Source organism: Streptomyces sp. KL2 (genome assembly GCF_046529545.1).
GTDB lineage: Bacteria > Actinomycetota > Actinomycetes > Streptomycetales > Streptomycetaceae > Streptomyces > Streptomyces radiopugnans.
The window spans coordinates 4225193-4244452 of record NZ_CP127170.1 but is presented as its reverse complement, the minus strand read 5'-3'; the positions used below and the strand labels follow the sequence as shown (position 1 = coordinate 4244452).

The following is a 19260-nucleotide window of genomic DNA, read 5'->3' as shown; positions in this document are numbered from 1 at the left end:
CGTGGCCGTTGCACCGCAAGTGCGCGATGAACATGTCGGTTCTGAACAAAACAGTCATCGACCCGCCAGAACCTGTGAGACGAAACTTCCAGACCAAGAGGCCGCCGCCTGTCATGGACGGAGTCCAGTGGGCGGAAAAACAGGTCAGGCACTTGACGCCAGGAACCACATGACCACGATGAGCGCTGCCAACAGAAGGCAGAAGTAGGCCCCCACAGTGGAATCAGCGTCGCCTGGGCCGGTCTGCTCACCCTCGACAGCGAAGGCCGACAAACCCAGCAAGGCCGTTGCCGCAAGGTAAACACCTGCCGCGAACAAGCCTCGCAGCCAAAGCTCCAAGCTTACGCTCTTACTCACCTTGACAACCCTTTGAATGAATACGGCCGAGAATCAGTGGCGCGCGCCGAAGCAGATCGGTGTTATAAACTCTGAGGAACTTCACCTTCACGGACTCAGTCGCCACCGAACACCACCATATGGGTCGGCGTACCGCCGGGTACAACTCTGGGAGGCTGCGGTTCTCCGGGAATCAGAGAGCCCCGTACGGCCCGCCAGACATTCCGGACCCTCTCACCGCAGTAATCCGTGTAGTCACCCGTTGCCTGCAGCCAAAGTGAACCACTGGGAAGGGATTCGATTTCAGTGAACGCTTCTGCGCCGCCTAGCGTGTCGGCACCCCCGAGCCCCGCTGCGATCTCCTCCGGGACAACCATGACCCAGGAGTAACCCCGCAGCCTGTCGGGTGATTTCAGAATGTTCGAGGCAGGGTCTCCCTGGACCCCGCGCAGAAACTTTTCGAGCTCCGTCTTCCCATCCGGATCATCATAGGAAAGGTGACCGAAAACCACCGGGTACCGCTTGGAGAATTCACGGAGAACCGTCGTCACGCGCCGCTGAGAATAGGCACCCGCGACCGGATCAGTCAACGCTTCCTCCTCGACATGGTATCGAAGCCTTACGTACTCTTCCAAGTCCTCGTCGAAAGCCACAGACATGCGCGTGTGGGGGGATCCAGATTCCCCCTCTCCTTGGAAGGAGCCAATGTCGACACTGATCGACTCCGCTCGTTTCTCGATCTCTTGCGAGATCCAGGATCGAACTTGGGGAATGTAAGGGTTGTACAGCACATCCCAGGAGTCGCTCGGCGATACCGAGACAAGACCCCTCACTCCTCCATGCCTTCCCACCAGCAAGGCGGCGGGGATTTTCTTGTAACCCTTCGCAGACACCTTGACCGATGATTCAACGTCCTCCATCCCGATTCCTCCGGAGGCTTAGATGACACCGTTGGTGAGCCAGTCCTCCGCAACTCGGAAAAGAACAGCAGGATCGTCGGAGTGAACGGTCAACTCGGCCAGCAGACCCCGGCCGAGTTCCGTCCCCCCAGCACTGGAACTAACCATGACACTCACGCCTTTCGATGTCCACCTGTCTCCAGGCCGGCCTGGATATTTCAATATGCTTCTAAGCAAGGGCGGGGGTGCGCAGCGCACACCCCCGCCCTCACCCCTTCACATGCTTAGCCTCGATCTTTCGTGAGGGTCCGCCGACGGAGTCGGCGGACCGTCTCGTTTTCGGTGGCTGATGGCGAGCATCCCGAGGGCCCGAGTGTCGCCTCGGGTGGGCGCCGGGTTCCACTGCTCCGGGCTGGGCCCTCTTCTCGTAGGGACAGGCGAATCCGCTGGTCAGCCGGGGTTGGGCAGGAGGGCGAGCCGTTCGAGGGCGGCGGCCGGGCGGTGGTCTCGCAGGCCGGTTCGGTCCTGCTGGTGGAGACCGTCCGCACCACCGGCCTGGACACCGCGATATCCGCAGCCCTGGCACCGTGGCGCAAGCCGCGGGCGGTCCACGACCCGGGCAAGATCCTGCTGGACGTCGCCCTGGCGGTGGCGCTGGGCGGGGACTGCCTCGCGGACGTCGGCATGCTGCGGGCCGAGCCGGCCGTCTTCGGCCCGGTCGCCTCCGACCCGACGGTCTCCCGTCTGATCGACACCCTCGCCGCCTCCGGCGAGAAGGCCCTGACCGCCATCCGGTCCGCACGCTCCGAGGTCCGCAGCCGGGTCTGGTCCCTGGTCGGCCACCGGGCTCCGGACACCGACGGACACGTGACCGTGGACCTGGACGGGGTCCTGGTGACCGCGCACTCCGACAAACAGGACGCGGCCGCGACCTGGAAGAAGACCTACGGCCACCACCCGCTGACGACCTTCGTCGACCACGGCCCGGGCGGCACCGGCGAGCCGGTCGCCGCCCTCCTGCGCCCCGGGAACGCGGGCTCGAACACCGCCGCCGACCACATCACCACCGCCCAACTCGCCCTGGCCCAGCTGCCCAAGACCTACCGGCGCGGACGCCGGACCCTGATCCGGACCGACTCCGCCGGCGGCACCCATGAGTTCGTGGCCTGGCTCGCCCGGCGCGGGCGGTGGCTGTCCTACTCGGTCGGCATGACGGTCACCGGCGCGATCCACCAGCATGTCCTGAAGATCCCGGCCTCGGCCTGGACGCCGGCCGTCGAGACCGGCGGCGAGATCCGTGACGGGGCCTGGGTCGCCGAACTGGCCGGCGATGTCCTCACCGGCTGGCCGGCGGGCATGCGGCTGATCGTCCGCAAGGAAAGACCGCACCCCGGGGCCCAGTTGAGGATCACCGACGCGGACGGCCATCGGCTGACCTGCTTCGCCACCAACACCGCCGACCGGCCGATCGCCGAGCTGGAGCTGCGCCACCAGCTGCGGGCGAGGGCCGAGGACCGCATCCGGGCCGCCCGCGCGACCGGCCTGCGCAACCTGCCCCTGCACCGCACCGCCCAGAACAAGGTCTGGCTGGAGATCGTCCAGCTCGCCCTGGATCTGCTGGCCTGGATGCCGATGCTTGCCCTGACCGGCCAGGTAAGACTCTGGGAGCCCCGCCGCCTGCGGCTGCGCCTGTTCTCCGCGGCCGGCCAGCTCGTCACCACCGGTCGGCGCCGCATCCTCCGCCTGGCCCGGCACTGGCCCTGGACCGGCCACATCACCGCCGCACTCGAACGGCTCGCACTCCTGCCCAACCCCGGCTGACCAGCAGATTCCCCGTCCCGACGAGCAGCACCACCCCGACCCGGAGCAGTGGAACCCGGCGCCCACCCGACGCGACAGCCGGGCCCTCGGCCTGCCCGGACTCAGAAACAGAACGCGTGAGGGTCCGCCGACTCCGTCGGCGGACCCTCACGAAAGATCCAGGCTAACGTCTTTTTCTACCCTTTCGTTTTAAACGTAAGGCATGACCGATACGGTGAAAAGCGATCCGGACCGGCCTGCGGCCTTCTCCCGGAAGATCCCGCACTTCTCACTCGGGATGCCGCAGCGCTCCTCGGAGTAGCGGCTGAGCGTCAGCCCGGCCTCGGGCTTGTCCGCCACCAGAAGGAGGTCTCCACCTTCCGGCTCGCGCACCTCCCAGCCCTGCCCCTCCAGGGCGCGCCTGACACTGTCGAGAGGAGAAGATCCCTTCACCTCCAGCAGCAGGTAGTCCTCCGTCCAGTCGTTGCCCGGACTGGTGTCCTGCTCGTGCGCGACGACCAGGACACCGCCCCCTTCGATCCCCTCCACAGCCTGTCTGGGTGCCTCTGGAACACTCCACCAAGCACGGTAGGCGAGAACACCCAGCACCACCGCCCCCAGCACAAGAGCCACCAGCGCGCCACGATGCACCCCTGCTCCGAACCACCTGTTCCTCATGCTCATGAACATCCTCGCAAAGGGTTAACGCACAATCCACCTGGATCACCGTACTGCGGTGTTGGAAGCTTGCCGATTCCAAACAAATCGGTCATTGATTTACCAGATCCTGTGAGATGGGAGATGTTCGCATCATATCGAGCAGAGCGACTCGACAGGATGGAGCTATTTTGCACTAGTTTCGATCCGGGGTCGAGGAGCCTTTGCGCCTGATCGTCGCTGAGTGAGTATCCTATATATGCCTGCTTGTCGTCCATCCCGGATTTCTGTGCGAGCTTAAGCTTAAGTACAGCCACGGAGACGGCGAATTCGACGTTAACCGATAGGGCGTGCCTCATCGTGGCAAGCGGGACCTCCTTGAAATCTGAGTAACCTGCTTCCAGAAGTGTGTCGCGTGCCGTCGCTGCCTTCATCTGCGCAGGTCCCACGCTGGGGTCCTTTCCCGCCTTGTTCGTCCACGCGCCTAGAGTGGAGTAAGCCTCCGCGGTCAAGTCTCCCAGCACGCCCGGCCAGCCGGTGTAGAAGGGTTGCTCTTGCATCAACAGGGCGACTGTCAGCTCTTCATTGACGCCATAGTGTCGAGCATATGTGATGCCCCATGAAACCACTTCCTTGGGAAGCCGTTCGGCATCTTCCTTGCTGCCTGTATACTTTGCTGTTCCCTCCGCCGGGGAAATGTTTTCATTGCTGACGCTGACGTCCCAGCCGCCGGCGCTGTTCATGGTGCAGCTGTAGCCGGCTTGGTCGCATTCGGCGAGGCGGTGGCCGTCGAGTTCGATGCGGCTGATGGGGTTGCCGGCGGTGAAGGCGTAGCAGTTGGAGGTGAAGGGGTCGGTGCCCAGGTGCATGTCGGCCAGCGCCCCGGTGTACATGTCGCGGGTGGTGAAGCGGTTCAGGCCGGGGCTGTAGTCGCGGAAGCCCATGTCGTAGGTGCCGGTGGCGGAGTCCCAGCGCTTGGCGTTGTATCGGTAGGGGTTGTATGCCTCCTTGGTGGGGTCGGTGGGGTCGGGCTTGTCGATGCCGGTGAACTCGGAGGTGTCGTTGGAGCCGTAGGCGGTGTAGCCGTAGGTGGCCCTGGTGTCGCCGGTGGCGTCGGTGAGGGTCTCGACGTCGGTGTGGGCGTTGTAGCCGTAGTACCCGTCCTCGGCCGTGCCGTCGGCGTTGTGCTTGGTCTGGGACAGGCGCTGGCCCCAGGGGCTGTACTGGTAGGACTTGGTGACCTTGCCGGCGACCTCCTCGTCCAGTACCTCGCCGGACAGGCCGAGGTAGTCGAAGTCGGTGGTGGTGCCGTCGGCGGTCTTGGAGGCGGTGCGCTCCAGCGGGTCGTAGGTGTAGGTGGTGGTCTTCCGCGCGCCGGTGTCGTCGAGCTTGGTGTGCTCGGTGACGTGGTCGAAGCCGTCGTAGGTCTTGGACTCGATGATCTGGCCGCCGGAGGTGACCGAGCTCAGCCGGCCGAACGGGTCGTAGTCGTAGGTGTGGGAGGAGACCAGGGTGCCGCCCGCCTTCTTCTCCACCTGGCTCTTCAGCGCGCCGTCGAGGAAGTAGGTGTGGTCGACGGTGTTGCCGTTGGGCTTGACCTGCTTCAGCGGCTGGCGTCGGTCGGTGTAGGTGAAGGTGGAGACCTGCTGCCTGTCTGCGGTCGGGGAGTCGGCGTTGATCACCTTGGCGACCATGTCGCGGATGTCGTACTCGATCTTCGACCAGGTCAGGTCGTGGGTGGAGCTGGTGATGTTGCCGTTGGCGTCGTAGGTGATGGCGGTGGTGTCGCGCACCGTGCCGGAGGACTTCTCCTCCACCTTCACCATCTGGTTGAGCCCGTCGTAGGAGATCGTGTAGGTGTCGATCTCCGCGTTCGGGGAGAGGTCCCTGACCTCGGTCAGCAGACCGTTGGCGTCGTAGCGGTAGGTGAAGTCCTTCTCTTCGGTGTCGGTCTCGCCGGTGTTGTCGCGCACCAGCTTGACCGCGTCCGCCACGACCGTGCCGGTGGCGCCGTCGGTCAGGGTGATCTTCTGCGGTGCGGACTCGGTGAAGGAGTACGACCCCAGCGAGATCCACTCACCGGCCCGCGTGGACTGGTCCACGGTGTGCTGGGCCTCGCCGGAGGCGTGGGTGACGGTGAACGGGGCGTCGTCGGCCGCGCCGGTCACGTCGCCGTGCCGGACGAAGACCTCGTAGGTGCCGTCGGCGGGGATGGTCAGCTGCCACACGAACCGTGCGCTGCCGTCGCCGGCCGGGTGGTTGGGTGCGCAGGTTGTAGCCCCACTGGTCGGTGGCCTGGGAGGACTCCCACACGCCCTGGACGGCGGTGTTGTGGGTGTCGGAGGAGTCGACCAGCACCACGTGCCTACCGACCGGGACGCCGTCGTCGGAGCGGGCCTTCTGGTTGCCCGACGGGTAGAAGTCCCAGGTCATCGTGCGGGAGGAGGAGCCGCCCGCGGAGGTGAGGGTGTTGCGGGTCTGCTGGCCGAGCTTGTTGTAGTCATAGCTGGTGGTGATGCCGAACGGGTCGGTGGCCGACCGCGTCCAGCCGTTGTCGTAGTAGGTGTAGACGGTGTCGTCCCGCACCCCCACACCCTGTGATGTCTCTTCTTGTCCAGCTCGACGGCGACGCCCTGGATCGGGCGACCGGCGCCTTCCTCACCACCCGCGCCACCCCGACCGAGCCCGGGCTACGGGCGATCGCCGTCGACGGCAAGGCTCTGCGCGGCTCACGCACTCCCACCGCCCCGCACGTCACCCTGCTCGCCACAATGGGCCACACCGGTCACGTCCTCGCCCAGCGACAGGTCACCGGTAAGAGCAACCAGATCCCCCGCTTACAGCCCCTGCTGGACACCATCGACCCGACCGGCACGGTCATCACCGCCGACGCCCTGCACACCCAGCACACCTACGGCACCTACCTCCGTGGACGCGGCGCCCACTACATCGCCCAGGTCAAGGCCAACCACCCCGGCCTGTTCGACCGCGTCCACCGGCTGCCCTGGCGGGAAATCACGCTCGACCACCACGACCGCGCCTGGTCCCATTACCGCACGGAGATCCGGCGCCTGAAGACCGTCGCCTTCGCCCACATCGACTACCCCGATGTGAAGCAGGCCCTCCACATCGTTCGCTGGAGGCATGACTTCACCAGCAGCAAGCTCACCATCGAGCGCATCTACCTGATCACCAACCTGCCGCCCGGCGCGGTCACCGGCAACGAACTGGCTGCCTGGATCAGAGGGCACTGGAAGATTGAAAACCTGCTGCACCACGTCCGCGACCGGATCTTCCGCGAGGACGACTCCAAGATCCGTACTGGCCGTCTCCCGCGCATCATGGCCGGCCTGCGCAACCTCGCCATCGGCGTCCACCGCCAGGACGGCAACACCAACATCGTCGCCGCCCTCCGCCGCACCGGCCGTGACCACCAGCGACCCCTCACCACCCTCGGACTGACCTGACGAACCCGGACACAAGATCACTTCTCAAAGACCTTGCCACGGAGGCTGCGACTGTGACTGACCGAAACAAACATAGTTTCGATATCCAAAATTATGGCACAGGTCAGCCGTGACACAGAAGCTTCACCAGGATCACGTTCGAATCCAAGTTTTCCAGATAGCCGAGGGGATTCCTTTCATACCTCCATCCATCTCGCATATGTGGACAGAGTTCAGGGGATACACAGGCGCCATGCACAGGGTTTCCTCTCTCGATCCACCAGCCGTCAAGCGTCAACAGATTCGAATTCCATTCGTCCCAGGAATCCGAAACGCGAAGCATTCCCTTAGGCCCCCCGGCACATCTGCCCGGCAGGCTCGGAAGGATCTTTCCATCGTAGCGAGGGAAATCATGAATTAGCCTAGGATCATCTTCGAAGCCAGGGACGATCAAGAATCCCGTTGCGTCGCTACCACCGCGAATCGTCCATCGATCCCATATTTCTCGCCATTCAAAACCAGAATACATCTCAAAGGGAGCGAGAGAATCCCTTAGCAAGGCTTCAAGGTTCTCTTCGGCGCCCGCAGGCAAGCACGCCACTACTCTAATCCCCGCCATCTTATCCTCCTTATCGAAATTGGAAAAGTTGAAACAGCGACGGATGCCACCGCTGGACCACGGTCCAGCGGTGGCATCTAACTCGTTACGCCAAATTCACTCACGCACAGTATTTCGTCGTAGGATCGCACACCGAACTTCTCGGAGGGGGCCTTATGTGTCGAGAACTCCCCACGGGTCGATGACATCTTCGCCCATCTCTCGAAGCCCGCCCCAGAAGCCGAAGCTGCGGAAGTAGCTGTTGGCTTGCGCGAGGGGCATGAGGCTGCCCACCACGCCCAGCGCATGGAAACCCCGCATCCTTGGGCTCATTCGTTGCACATTAGGGCCACCGGTCACGGAGCTGAAAACTCTCCCACTATCGAACCCGCTGCCTGAGTGAATCACTCTAACGCGGGAATCGTTTTTGAAGCGTTCTGCCACCGCCTCGGCCTGAGCCTCGGTCTTCGCGACAAAAATAACGTTGTTCGCCTGCTTTTTCTTGTTCGGGTCCATCTTGTTGCTTATGGTCGGTGCGATCATGTCGACGCTCTGACTCGCCTTGGCTCCTGTGGCGTCGTAATCCTGTACGTCTACTATTTCTCCATTGACCCAAGATACTCTGATCATGTCGGAGGTTGTGCCTAGGTTCCTCAGGTTCCCGTTTCCATCCTCGATGACCCCCTTGCCCGTCGGGTTCGCATCGTCCTGGAAGAAGTACCTCTCGCCCGTTCCTGTTGCCGGGTCATAGTAGACCCCGGCTGCCCTGAGATCGTCGTTTACCGCTTGGAGGGCGGTTGCTGATTCCGCGTTATCAGCCGCATCGCTGAGGATGTGACCAATGCCGAAGGCGCGTATATAACCGATCGGCCATCTACTGTACTACCTTGCGTCAGGGCGGCGCTTCCGTCACCTATCGGGGCCTCTCTGTGGCCATCAAGCTCGATAAATGAAATGGGGTTGCCGCCGGTGAAGGCGTAGCGGTTGGAGGTGAAGGGGTCGGTGCCCAGGGACATGTCGGCCAGGGCGCCGTTGTACATGTCGCGGGTGGTGAAGCGGTTCAGGCCGGGGCTGTAGTCGCGGAAGCCCATGCTGTAGGTGCCGGTGGCGGAGTCCCGGCAAGACTCCCCCGGAGAGCCATGGCTCTCCGGGGGAGTCAACGCACCCAGAGGCTCCTACTTCATCCGGTGCCTCACCCGTGGCCGCTGCACTGCAAGTGCGCGATGAACACGTCGGTTCCGAACAAATCAGTCATCGACCCGCCAGAACCTGTGAGACGAAACTTCCAGAGCAAGAGGCCGCCGCCCGTCATGGACGGAGTCCAGTGGGCGGAAAAACAGGTCAGGCACTTGACACCAGGAACCACATGACCACGATGAGCGCTGCCAACAGCAGGCAGAACACCCGCGCGATCTTCCCTCTCCAGGTCATCCACGTAACGAGCGCAAGCAGCGCCGCTGCTAGCACCAGGCAGAAATAAGCCCCCGCAGTGGAATCAGCCTCGCCTGGGCCGGTCTGCTCACCCTCGACAGCGAAGATCGACAAACCCATCAAGGCCGTTGCCGCAAGGTAAACACCTGCCGCGAACAAGCCTCGCAGCCAAAGCTCCAAGCTTACGCTCTTACTCACCTTGACAACCCTTTGAATGAATGCGGCCGAGAATCAGTGGCGCGCGCCGAAGCAGATTGACGTGCACCACAGAGTTGAACCTCAGTTAAGCAGCTCCGTCAGCATCGGCTGCCATTCGACGATCCTCCTGCCGTATGCCCTAGAGCTAGGACCGGTTCCCGAGTAAGGACCTCCTTGATACCAAGCTCCCACATTCTGGATGTCCGCATCGTGCACGCTCAATGATCACAGACGAGCACTCACCGTCACCACCGAATACGGAACAGCCCCGAACGTTTTTTACAGTCCCCAACGACCCAGAAACCGAACCGTTTCTGATCAATAAGGTTGGGAAAGATCCATTTTTCGCGAATAAGGCATCTCGTTTACAGATACTCCGCGATCGCCTTGCGGGTGGCGTCGGATACCCTGGTGGCATCCAATTCGCTCAGCATGAGCCGAGCGGCCTCCTCGCCCAATAGGGGAAGCGAAGCGACAACGAGTTGCTCGTCGCCGAGCAACGGTTCGATGACTTCGAAGTAGGCTGCGGCATGGATGGAGTCTACAGGGCTCATAAGAAGCAACTCTACGAACTCAAAGCACCTGCTAAGAAGTTCCGCATTCCGGACCTGCCTCCGAAGTTCAGGGAGAATGATTCCTCGATACGCCACTCCAGAGAGGAAATCATACAGATCGAACCACTCGATCTCTCCCGTGATCACCTCTTCGGTTGGCCTCCCCAAGAAAACGGAGATCGCCTCTCCGCTCTCCGGGACCATTCTGAACAACAAGGCAGGAATCTTGCTTCTGTTGCAAATTGCCACAGTTTCCAATCACCTCAAGGTAGTATCGAAATACCAGGACTGCTAGGGCGCGACGGCGGCGGCCCGGTCATGCTTCCATGAGAACGGGCCGCCACCACTCTGGCACACCACGCCGGGTACCCGGGTGCGCCATCGCTCCTACGCCATAGGAGCCGGTCCTTGCGGCTCTAGTAGGTCATGGAGCCCGAAGGGATCCATGCCGTCCCTGATCATCTCCCAACTGCCATCAATCCAGCCGTACTCCCTGATGTACTCTGGCGCCTGCAAGAGCCCAAGCCCTGTTCCCGCTATGCCAAAGGTCTTGTAGAACCCCCGAACATTCTTGGGCTCTCCATGCGGCTTGGGAGCGGGATTCCTGCCGACGGCCCTGAAGTCCTGGCCCGTGATGTCGCTCAACGACTGCGCCTTCAAAACCCTCTCTCTGTTGGTAACCAGAGTCTTCCTTAGCTCGGCATCATTCTGAACCATCTGGGACACCTTGCCGGTGACATCATTCGAGTTGAGTGCATCGAATAGGTCCGCTGCCTCTTTGCGTGCCACCTTCAAGTCGGCGTCGGAGAGGAGTGCATTACCCTTCTCTCGGCTCTTTCGGTCTTCCTCCAGGAGGGAGGCGAGTCCAGCCAGTTTATTTGACGCCTTCTCCAGGTGCCATCTCCGCGACCCGTCCTTGGCGGGCTTTCCTGTGTTGAATTCCTGGATTAGTGCCGTCGATGTTCTCCCATCCCCCAGGCCCTTATTCTCCCCCTTTCGCAGGTAGAGTTCCTCGATGATGTTTTGCAATTTCCCATTATCTACCTTGGGTATGCTCGCGCGAGGTTTAGAAGCTCCTGGATTAGGGTTCGCCAGACAGGCCATCAGACATGCAGCACCACCAGCCGCAGCGATGCCACAGGATGCCTTGACTCCATCAGCACAGGGAAGATGTCCGTCGAGTTCGATGCGGCTGATGGGGTTGCCGGCGGTGAAGGCGTAGCGGTTGGAGGTGAAGGGGTCGGTGCCCAGGTGCATGTCGGCCAGCGCCCCGGTGTACATGTCGCGGGTGGTGAAGCGGTTCAGGCCGGGGCTGTAGTCGCGGAAGCCCATGTCGTAGGTGCCGGTGGCGGAGTCCCAGCGCTTGGCGTTGTATCGGTAGGGGTTGTATGCCTCCTTGGTGGGGTCGGTGGGGTCGGGCTTGTCGATGCCGGTGAACTCGGAGGTGTCGTTGGAGCCGTAGGCGGTGTAGCCGTAGGTGGCCCTGGTGTCGCCGGTGGCGTCGGTGAGGGTCTCGACGTCGGTGTGGGCGTTGTAGCCGTAGTACCCGTCCTCGGCCGTGCCGTCGGCGTTGTGCTTGGTCTGGGACAGGCGCTGGCCCCAGGGGCTGTACTGGTAGGACTTGGTGACCTTGCCGGCGACCTCCTCGTCCAGTACCTCGCCGGACAGGCCGAGGTAGTCGAAGTCGGTGGTGGTGCCGTCGGCGGTCTTGGAGGCGGTGCGCTCCAGCGGGTCGTAGGTGTAGGTGGTGGTCTTCCGCGCGCCGGTGTCGTCGAGCTTGGTGTGCTCGGTGACGTGGTCGAAGCCGTCGTAGGTCTTGGACTCGATGATCTGGCCGCCGGAGGTGACCGAGCTCAGCCGGCCGAACGGGTCGTAGTCGTAGGAGGCGGTCGAGCCGCCGGAGGTGGCGCTCAGCAGCCGGTTGCGGTCGTAGGCGTAGGTGGTGGTGGTGCCGCCCACGGTCTGGCTGATGACGTTGGCGTTGGCGTCGTGGACGTAGGTGTCGGTGCCGGCGCCGTTGCCGGTCTTGACCGACGTGGCCAGCCGGTCGACCGGGTCGTAGGTGTAGTCGGTGGTGGACTCCAGGTAGGCGGTGTGGTCGTCGGCGTTCATCTTCTTCGCCACGTCCCGCGCCTTGTTGCCGTTGGGGTCGTAGGCGTAGGTGTGGGAGGAGACCAGGGTGCCGCCCGCCTTCTTCTCCACCTGGGTCTTCAGCGCGCCGTCGAGGAAGTAGGTGTGGTCGACGGTGTTGCCGTTGTCCTTGGTCTCGCGCAGCTTCTGGCCGCGGGGGGTGTAGGTGAAGGTGGTGACCTTGGGGTCGGTGTCGAGGGGGCTGGTCCCGACGGAGACCTCGTCGACCAGGTCGCGGATGTCGTAGCCGTAGGCGGAGTACTGGTCGGGGTTGGTCAGCGTCTTGGTCAGGCCGTTGGGGTCGTAGGTGTAGGAGGTGGTCTCCTTGACCGTGCCCGCGGCCAGTTCCTCGACCTGGTGGACCTGGTTGAGGCCGGTGTAGGCGATCCGGTAGGTGTCGATGTCGGCGCCGGAGGAGCCGTCGGTGATCTGGGTGAGGTTGCCGTTCGCGTCGTAGGTGTAGGAGAAGTCGCGCTGTTCGGTGTCGGTCTCACCGCTGGTGTCGCGCACCAGCTTCACCGCGTCGGCGGCGACCGTGCCGCCGTCGTTCTCGAACAGCTCCAGCTTGGCCGCGTTGCCCTGGGTGAAGCTGTGAGAGCCCAGGGAGACCCAGGTGCCGGCGCCGCTGGTCTGGTCCACCGTCGCCTCGGTGGTGCCCGAGGCGTGGGTGACGGTGTAGGTCGCGGAGGTGGCCGCGCCCGCCGCCTGCGGGTACTTCACGTAGGCGGTGTAGGTGCCGTCGGCGGGGATGTTGAGGGTCCAGGTGAAGGCGTCCGTGCCGGTGCCGGCCGTGTGGACGGCGTGGTCGTAGCCCTGCTGGCCGTCGGCGTCCGCCTTCGTCCAGGTGCCGGTGGAGTCGGTGTTGTGGGTGTCGGAGTTGTCGACCAGCACCACGTGCCGGCCGACCGGGACGCCGTCGTCGGTGCGGGACTTCAGCTTGCCGTCGGGGTAGTAGCCCCAGCCCATCGTGCGTGAGGAGGAGCCGCCGGCCGAGGTGAGGGTGCGGGCGGTCTGCCGGCCCAGGTCGTTGTAGTCGTAGGTGGTGACGATGTCCCACGGGTCGGTGGAGGACTTCACCAGGCCGTGGTCGTAGTAGGTGTAGGTGGTGTCGTTGCGGACCGACTGTCCCTGGGAGGGCGGCAGCGAGGTCGACTTCACCCTGCCGGCCGCGTCGTACACCGTCTTGGTGTAGACGTTGGGGTCGTTGTAGCGGGAGTCGTCTGGGTCGTAGGGCTGGAACTGCTTGACCGGGCGGTTCAGCGCGTCGTACTCGGTCCGGGCGGTGAAGGCCTCCGTCGTCCCGGCCGCGGTGGCCCGCGGGGTGATCACCTTGGTGCGGTTGCCGACCTCGTCGTACTCGTACTTCGTCGTGCGGTAGGTGATCGTGCTCGAGGCGTCCCTGGCGTGCGGGACCTTGACCTCGGTGGTCATGCCGCGCTCGTCGTAGGTGACGAGCGTGGTGTTGTTCTCGGCGTCCGTGGTGGAGACGACCAGGGAGTCCTTGTCGTAGGCGCGCGAGGTGGTGTGGCCGGCCGCGTCCGTGACCGTGGTGACGCGGTGGTTGAGGTCGTAGGCGTAGGCGGTGGTGAAATCGTCCGGATCGGTGCTCGCGTTCTTCTTCGGGTCGGTGACCTTCACCAGGTTGCCGACGTCGTCGTAGCTGTAGCTGATCTTGTCGCCCGCCGCGTTGACCACGGAGGTGAGCTGGTAGATCGCGTCGTAGGCGTTGGTGGTGGTGTAGTCGCCGGCCGTGGTGGTCAGGTTGCCCTTGGGCTCGGTGGTCGTCAGGAGGTTGCCGACCTTGTCGTAGGCGTAGGTCGTCCTGCGCTCGTCCGAGGTGTCGGTGTCCTTCGGCGCGGTGGCCGAGGTGAGCTGGTCGGCGCTGTCGTAGACGGCCGTGGAGACCGCCCCGTTGGGCGCGGTGGACTCGGTGACGTTGTCGTTGGCGTCGTAGACCGGGGCCGGGGTGGTGATCACCTCACCGGCATCCTGGTCCTTGGGCACGGTGGAGACCAGCGGACGCCCGAAGACGTCGTAGGTCTGCGTGGTGGTCTTGCCCAGCGCGTCGGTGCTCTCCAGCACCTGACCGCGCTCGTCGTAGACGAACGAGGTGGTGTTGTTCAGCGCGTCGGTGATCAGCTCCGGGTAGCCGGTCGGGCCGAACTCGCCGTGGGTGGTGGTGTTGCCGCCTGCGTCGGTGGCCGTCTTCAGCTGGCCGCGGGTGTCGTAGGTGTAGGTGGTGGTGTAGTCGTCGGCGGTGGTGGTGGCGGTGCCCTTGGGGTTGGTGACCGAGGTCAGGTTGCCGAAAGTGTCGTAGCCGAACTGCCAGGTACGGCCCTCCGGGGAGACCTTGCGCCACAGGTCGGCCGCATGGCCGTTGAGCGAGGTGGCGTACTCCATCGTCGTGCCCGGGGTGCCGGCCGCGTTGGCCTCGGCGTCCTTGGTTTCGGTGGGGTAGCCGGTCTTGGGGTCGTAGGCGTAGGTGGTGACCGCGCCGTTGTTCTCCTCCAGGCGCGTGACGTTGTTGTCCGCGTCCCAGGACAGCTTGGTGGTCTGGGACTTGGCGTTGGTCACCTGGGTGGGGCGGCCGTAGCCGTCCTGGAGGTAGGTGGAGGCGTTGCCCTCCGCATCCGTCACCCGGGTCTGGATGGTGGAGCCGGCCGTGCCGTCGGGGTCGGTGTAGACGAAGCCGGTGTCGTGCCCGAGGCGGTCGGTGATGGTCTGCGCCGCCCAGTGGAACTTCGGGTCGTCCCCCTCGCTGGGGTCGTAGTAGTCGAAGGAGGTGGCGTTGCCGCGCGGGTCGGTGACCTTGACGAGCTTGACGTTCTTGTTGCCCTGGGTGGCGTCGTAGGTGAAGCGGAACACCTTCGGCTGCGTGCTGCCGGCGCCGTCGGTCAGCTCCCCGAGCAGGCCCTTGTCGCTGTAGACGAAGGTCAGCTTCCGCCCGGAGACGTCGGTCATCGACGCGATGTGGTCGATGATCTTCGGGCTGGTCAAGTTGGTGCCGGACTGCTTCGCACCGGCGTCGTCGATGTAGGGGTAGTCCTGGCCCTTGTCGTAGTAGTCGACCGTCAGGCTCTGCCGGCCGGCCGGGTCGGTGATGTATTTGAGGAACTTGACCGGCTTGTTGTTGGAGCGGCGCTCCTCGTAGGTGTAGGTCTGGGTGTTGCCGTTCTTGTCGGTGATCGCCGACAGGTAGCCGTCGCAGTCGAAGAAGAACTGTGTGCGGTCCGGCCGCGTCATCGACCAGGCGCGCGGGTCGCCGTCGGCCGACGGCCTGCAGTCCACTCCTGCCTTCTGCTGGAGCAGGTAGTGCACCCCGGCCGGGGCCTTCCAGGTGCCGTCGTCCTGCTTGCGGAAGGTGTGCGCGGTGCCGTCACCGTCGGGGAGGGTGACGGTGGTCGGGTCGGGGTTGGGGTGGAAGTCCAGCGCCGCGCCCGAACGGATCGGCGCGGCCAGCTGCGCCGACCAGCCGTGGCCGAGGACGGTGTCGGAGGTGTCCAGGGAGTTGTAGGAGAACCGGGCGAAGGTGGACAGGCCGCGGCCGGGGTTGGAGAACGCGCTGTAGGACCAGACGTTGTTGCCGGCGTACAGGTTGTTCATCACCGTCGAGCCGGCGCCGGTGTTCTTGCCCGCGTAGGAGTAGAACTTCTCCAGGCCCAGCTGGTTGGAGGTCGGGTCCTCCACCGCCACGTGCTGGGCCAGACCGGGGACTCCCCCGCCGTCCGACACCCAGGCGCCGGTGCTCTTGTTCCGCACGTCCCAGGTGAGCACGTGGTCCAGGCGCTTGTTGCCGGAGTCGGAGTTGATCGGCGCCTTGACCTGAGCCCGCACCGTCGCCGACTCGCCCGGCGCGAGGTTCCTCGGCAGGGCGGTGGCGATCTGGTTGCCGCCGGTGGTGGCGTCGGTGCCGTCCGGCAGCGCCCACCGGTAGGACAGCTCGTGTCCGGTCGCCGTCCACTCCGAGCCGGTGGTGTTGGTGACCGTCACCTCGACGGTGTCGGTGTCACCGGGGATCATCCGGGACGGCGTCTGCGGCGCGTAGTAGGTCTTCTCGGCGGTGGAGTCGACGTAGATGACGCGGATCAGCGGGCGGAGCTGCGGGTCGGCGGCCTCCGCCGACAGGAACAGGCTGCGTTCCTGCGGGCCGGTGGAGGACTCGTCGGCGAGCTTGAGCATCGCGCCCTTGTTGGCGGCCGGGTCGCTCACCCAGCCCTGCGTCATCGAGGTGGCGTCCCACCAGTGGCGCCCGACCTCGTTGCCCCACTGTGCCGTGGTATCGGAGACGGTGGAGCCGTAGTCGCCGCCGGGGTTGGACCAGGCGGTGGAGGAGGACGCCTTGTTCCAGGTGGCGGTGGTCTCGTCGAAGGCCCGTGTCAGCGGGCGCAGTTCGTAGACCGCCCCGTCGCTGCCGGTGGTGGTCTGCGAGGCCCACAGGAACAGCCGGGACTCCAGCACGGTGGCGCTGGTGGGGATGTCGGAGGTCGGGAACTCCAGCACCGAGCGGGTGGTGCCGTAGGTGGCGGAGTTGTTGCCGACGCTCAGCCACTTCTGGCCGACCCCCCAGGACTCGATGGTGTCCTGGTTGGTGTCCGGCTGGGCGCTGGAGAGGGTGGTGTCGCTCTGCCCGGCCTGGATGAGCTTCATGGTGCGGCCGGCCTTGGGGATGCCCACGACCCGGGTGGGCGAACCGAGCAGCTCGCCGCTCTTGGTCTTGACCGCGATCTGGTAGTAGTACGACCGCCCGATCTCGTCCGCGTGGTCGGCGGGTGTCGGGGTCGCGGTGGTGTCCGTGAAGGACGTGACCGCCTTGTCCACCGGTGCGACCAGGGTGGCCGCCGACGGGGTGAAGGTCTGCTGGCTGGAGCGGTGCAGCTGGTACTCCACGATGTCCAGACCGGAGTCGCCGCTGGTGTTCTTGTACGCCTTCCAGTGCAGCTCCGGGCCGGTGCCGTGGACGACGGTCGGGGAGTCCAGCGCGGTGCCGGTCTTGCCCCAGGTGACGGTCAGCCGCGGGTAGGTCGAGGTCTCACCGCCGTAGTCGCCGTCGGCCGCCTCGTAGCGGGGGCCGCCCAGCGGGCCGGAGGAGGACTCGTCCCGCGCCTTGATCACGAAGCCGTGGTTGGCCGCGGTGCCCGAGACCCACTTCTGCACGGTGTCGGTGACGGGGAACTTGTGCCACTGGTTGTACTCGCCGACGTTCTTCCAGATCTCGGCCGGGTTCACCAGCCGCACCGCGTCGGCGATGACGGCGGTGGAGGTGGAGGCCGGACCGTCCCCGAGCACGACCTTGCCGGTGGTGCCCTTGGTGAAGGGGAGCTGTTTGCCGCCGCCCAGTGAGGTCCACTGCCCGCCCGTGCCGGCCGACTGGTCCACGGTGTACGTCGCCGAGCCGTCGCGGTGGGTGACGGTGTAGGGGGCGTTCGTGGCGCGGTCGGTGGCCGCGACGTAGTGGACGTCCACCCGGTAGGTGGCGGTGTCCTCGACCTTCGGCTGCCAGGCGTAGGTGTCCCCGGCCGTGCCGTCCTTGTTGTAGCGGTAGTCGCCGCCGACGGCGTACTGCGTCAGCGTCGAGCCGGACGCGGGCCAGGAGCCGGAGGCGGCCGTGGCCGGGTCGCCGTCGTCGACCTGGACGCTGGTGCCCGACAGCTCGCCCACCAGCGAGCTGGTGCTGGACCAGGTCGCCGTCGACTCGTCCCACGCCCCGGTGGCCCGGTGCACCCGGACGGGCACGTCGGTGCCGCCGGTGGTGTGGGTCTGGTCGAAGTACATCTCCAGGCGGGCGGAGTCGACCTCCACCCCGGCGGGGATCTCGTCCAGCGGGAACTTGACCAGCGAGCGGGCGGTTCCGGTGTCGGTACGGCCGGCCGCGAGCTTCCAGTTGGCGTTGAAGTTGACCGACGGCTGGTCGGACAGGACCATCACGTCCTGCGACTGCGCCGGCGTGGGGGCGATGGAGACGGTGGGGTCGACGACCACCGGGTACCGCCGCTCCTTCGCCGCCAGCCAGTCGGCGTCCGGCGTCACCGTCAGCCGCCAGTCGTCGCCGTGGCGGGTGAGCTTCTGGGTGACGTCGTTGCTGTGTGCGTACCCGTAGGGCGAGGAGGCGTCCTTGCGCGCGTCGGTCATGTACGCGGCGGGGATCTCCATCACGGGCACGCCGGGGTGCTCGCCGTAGAAGGCGATCGAGCCGTCCTCACGCGCCTTGGGCGTGAGCTTGTCGACGTCCAGGGTGAAGGTGAACGACACCGGTTCGTCGGGTCGTTCGGCCAGGGTGATGTTCTCCTTCACCCGGCCCGGGCCCACCTCGTAGGACAGGTCGGCTCCGGGCAGGGCGCCGGCGTAGGTGACGGTGTCGCCCTCGGCCCTGGGCTTGAGCTTCGCGCCCGTCGCGTCCTGGAGGCCGATCGTCACGCCCTGGCCGGTCTCGTTGGCGAAGCGCATCAGGCGCCTGGGGTCGGAGCCGAACCAGCTGCGGCCGGTGTTGGCGGTGTTGGCGAACTCGAACCCCTCGGCGTCGCTGGGGCGCACCGCGGTGTCGATCGACTTCCACTCCGCCTTCTCGCCGGACCCGGAGCGGTAGGAGGTGGGGACGGCCGACAGTTCGGTCTCGACTCGCCCGTCGGAGAGCTGCCAGAACCGGGCGTGCGCGGTGCGCTTGCCGGTCAGCTCCTTGACGCGCTTCGCCGCCGGCGCCTTCTTCCCCCTGGGGAGCTTCTCGCGGCTGGGCAGCGCCGCCCTGCCGTCGGCGGGCGGGGCCGCCTCGCCGTCGTCCTCGTCGCCGGAGAACCAGTCCGCGACGGTGTCGACGACGCCCTTGCCGCCGTCGTCGCCGTCTCCGGACGCCGGGGCCGCGTACGCCACCTGCGGCAGCAGGGTGCCCATGACGGCCGACACGACGAGTCCGGAAAGCAGTCTTCGGTACCGCTTTCTCATCCTGCCGAATTCCTTTCCCGGCCGGTCCCGCGTCTCCCGCGCTCGCGTACGCGCGGAATGCGGGCAGGCCGAAGCAACCACCCCGGAAAACGGGGCGGCCTACGGACGGAACATGGCCGTGAAATCGGCGTTACGGCGTGGGGACCGGACGAAGCACCCCCAGGAGGAACCCCGGGAAAGGGATTCCGCCAAGGAATGCGTCGCCCGCCGGTCACGACGGCTCTCGCAGCCGACGGAGGGTTCTACGCGTGTTTCAGATTCCTCGTCAAGCGTGC

10 protein-coding genes and 1 pseudogene are annotated in these 19260 nt (G+C 65.2%); 2 read left to right on the top strand and 9 right to left on the bottom strand.

The features are described 5' to 3' along the window. Positions 1–452 precede the first annotated feature (452 nt). Complete coding sequence (locus QPK52_RS19025) at positions 453–1256, bottom strand: hypothetical protein (protein WP_410538673.1); 804 nt, start codon at positions 1254–1256, stop codon at positions 453–455. A 420-nt stretch (positions 1257–1676) separates the two neighbouring features. Between QPK52_RS19025 and QPK52_RS19020 the strand changes: the two genes are divergently transcribed. Further along, positions 1677–3056 carry an IS1380 family transposase gene (locus QPK52_RS19020; RefSeq protein ID WP_410540391.1) on the top strand — a complete coding sequence of 460 codons (1380 nt, stop codon included), beginning with the start codon at positions 1677–1679 and terminating at the stop codon, positions 3054–3056. Between the two features lie 189 nt (positions 3057–3245). Here QPK52_RS19020 and QPK52_RS19015 read toward each other — a convergent pair whose 3' ends face one another. From QPK52_RS19015 to QPK52_RS19005, 3 genes are all read right to left on the bottom strand, one after another. Then, positions 3246–3584, bottom strand: a complete 339-nt coding sequence (locus QPK52_RS19015) for a hypothetical protein (protein WP_410538672.1) — start codon at positions 3582–3584, stop codon at positions 3246–3248. Between the two features lie 131 nt (positions 3585–3715). Continuing rightward, the gene (locus tag QPK52_RS19010) at positions 3716–5386 is read right to left on the bottom strand and encodes an RHS repeat domain-containing protein (protein WP_410540390.1); all 1671 of its coding nucleotides are present in this window, start codon (positions 5384–5386) and stop codon (positions 3716–3718) included. Between the two features lie 382 nt (positions 5387–5768). Beyond that, positions 5769–6278, bottom strand: a complete 510-nt coding sequence (locus QPK52_RS19005; protein ID WP_410538671.1) for a hypothetical protein — start codon at positions 6276–6278, stop codon at positions 5769–5771. A 14-nt stretch (positions 6279–6292) separates the two neighbouring features. Here QPK52_RS19005 and QPK52_RS19000 point away from each other — a divergent pair, with 14 nt between their 5' ends. Next, positions 6293–7159 carry an ISAs1 family transposase gene (locus tag QPK52_RS19000; RefSeq protein WP_410538670.1) on the top strand — a complete coding sequence of 289 codons (867 nt, stop codon included), beginning with the start codon at positions 6293–6295 and terminating at the stop codon, positions 7157–7159. Positions 7160–7910: 751 nt separating this feature from the next. Here the strand turns inward: QPK52_RS19000 and QPK52_RS18995 are convergent. From QPK52_RS18995 to QPK52_RS18975, 5 genes and pseudogenes are all read right to left on the bottom strand, one after another. Further along, positions 7911–8366, bottom strand: coding sequence for a hypothetical protein (locus QPK52_RS18995; RefSeq protein ID WP_410538669.1), 456 nt, complete (start codon positions 8364–8366; stop codon positions 7911–7913). A gap of 299 nt (positions 8367–8665) precedes the next feature. Next, positions 8666–8851, bottom strand: a pseudogene (locus tag QPK52_RS18990) (RHS repeat-associated core domain-containing protein); the annotation flags it as partial. Between the two features lie 226 nt (positions 8852–9077). After that, positions 9078–9347 (bottom strand): hypothetical protein, encoded by a 270-nt coding sequence (locus tag QPK52_RS18985; protein ID WP_410538668.1) that lies wholly within the window; start codon positions 9345–9347, stop codon positions 9078–9080. A gap of 383 nt (positions 9348–9730) precedes the next feature. After that, the gene (locus QPK52_RS18980; RefSeq protein WP_143071718.1) at positions 9731–10177 is read right to left on the bottom strand and encodes a hypothetical protein; all 447 of its coding nucleotides are present in this window, start codon (positions 10175–10177) and stop codon (positions 9731–9733) included. Between the two features lie 129 nt (positions 10178–10306). Next, on the bottom strand, positions 10307–18985 hold the full coding sequence (locus QPK52_RS18975; RefSeq protein WP_410538667.1) for a DNRLRE domain-containing protein: 8679 nt from the start codon (positions 18983–18985) through the stop codon (positions 10307–10309). Positions 18986–19260 lie beyond the last annotated feature (275 nt).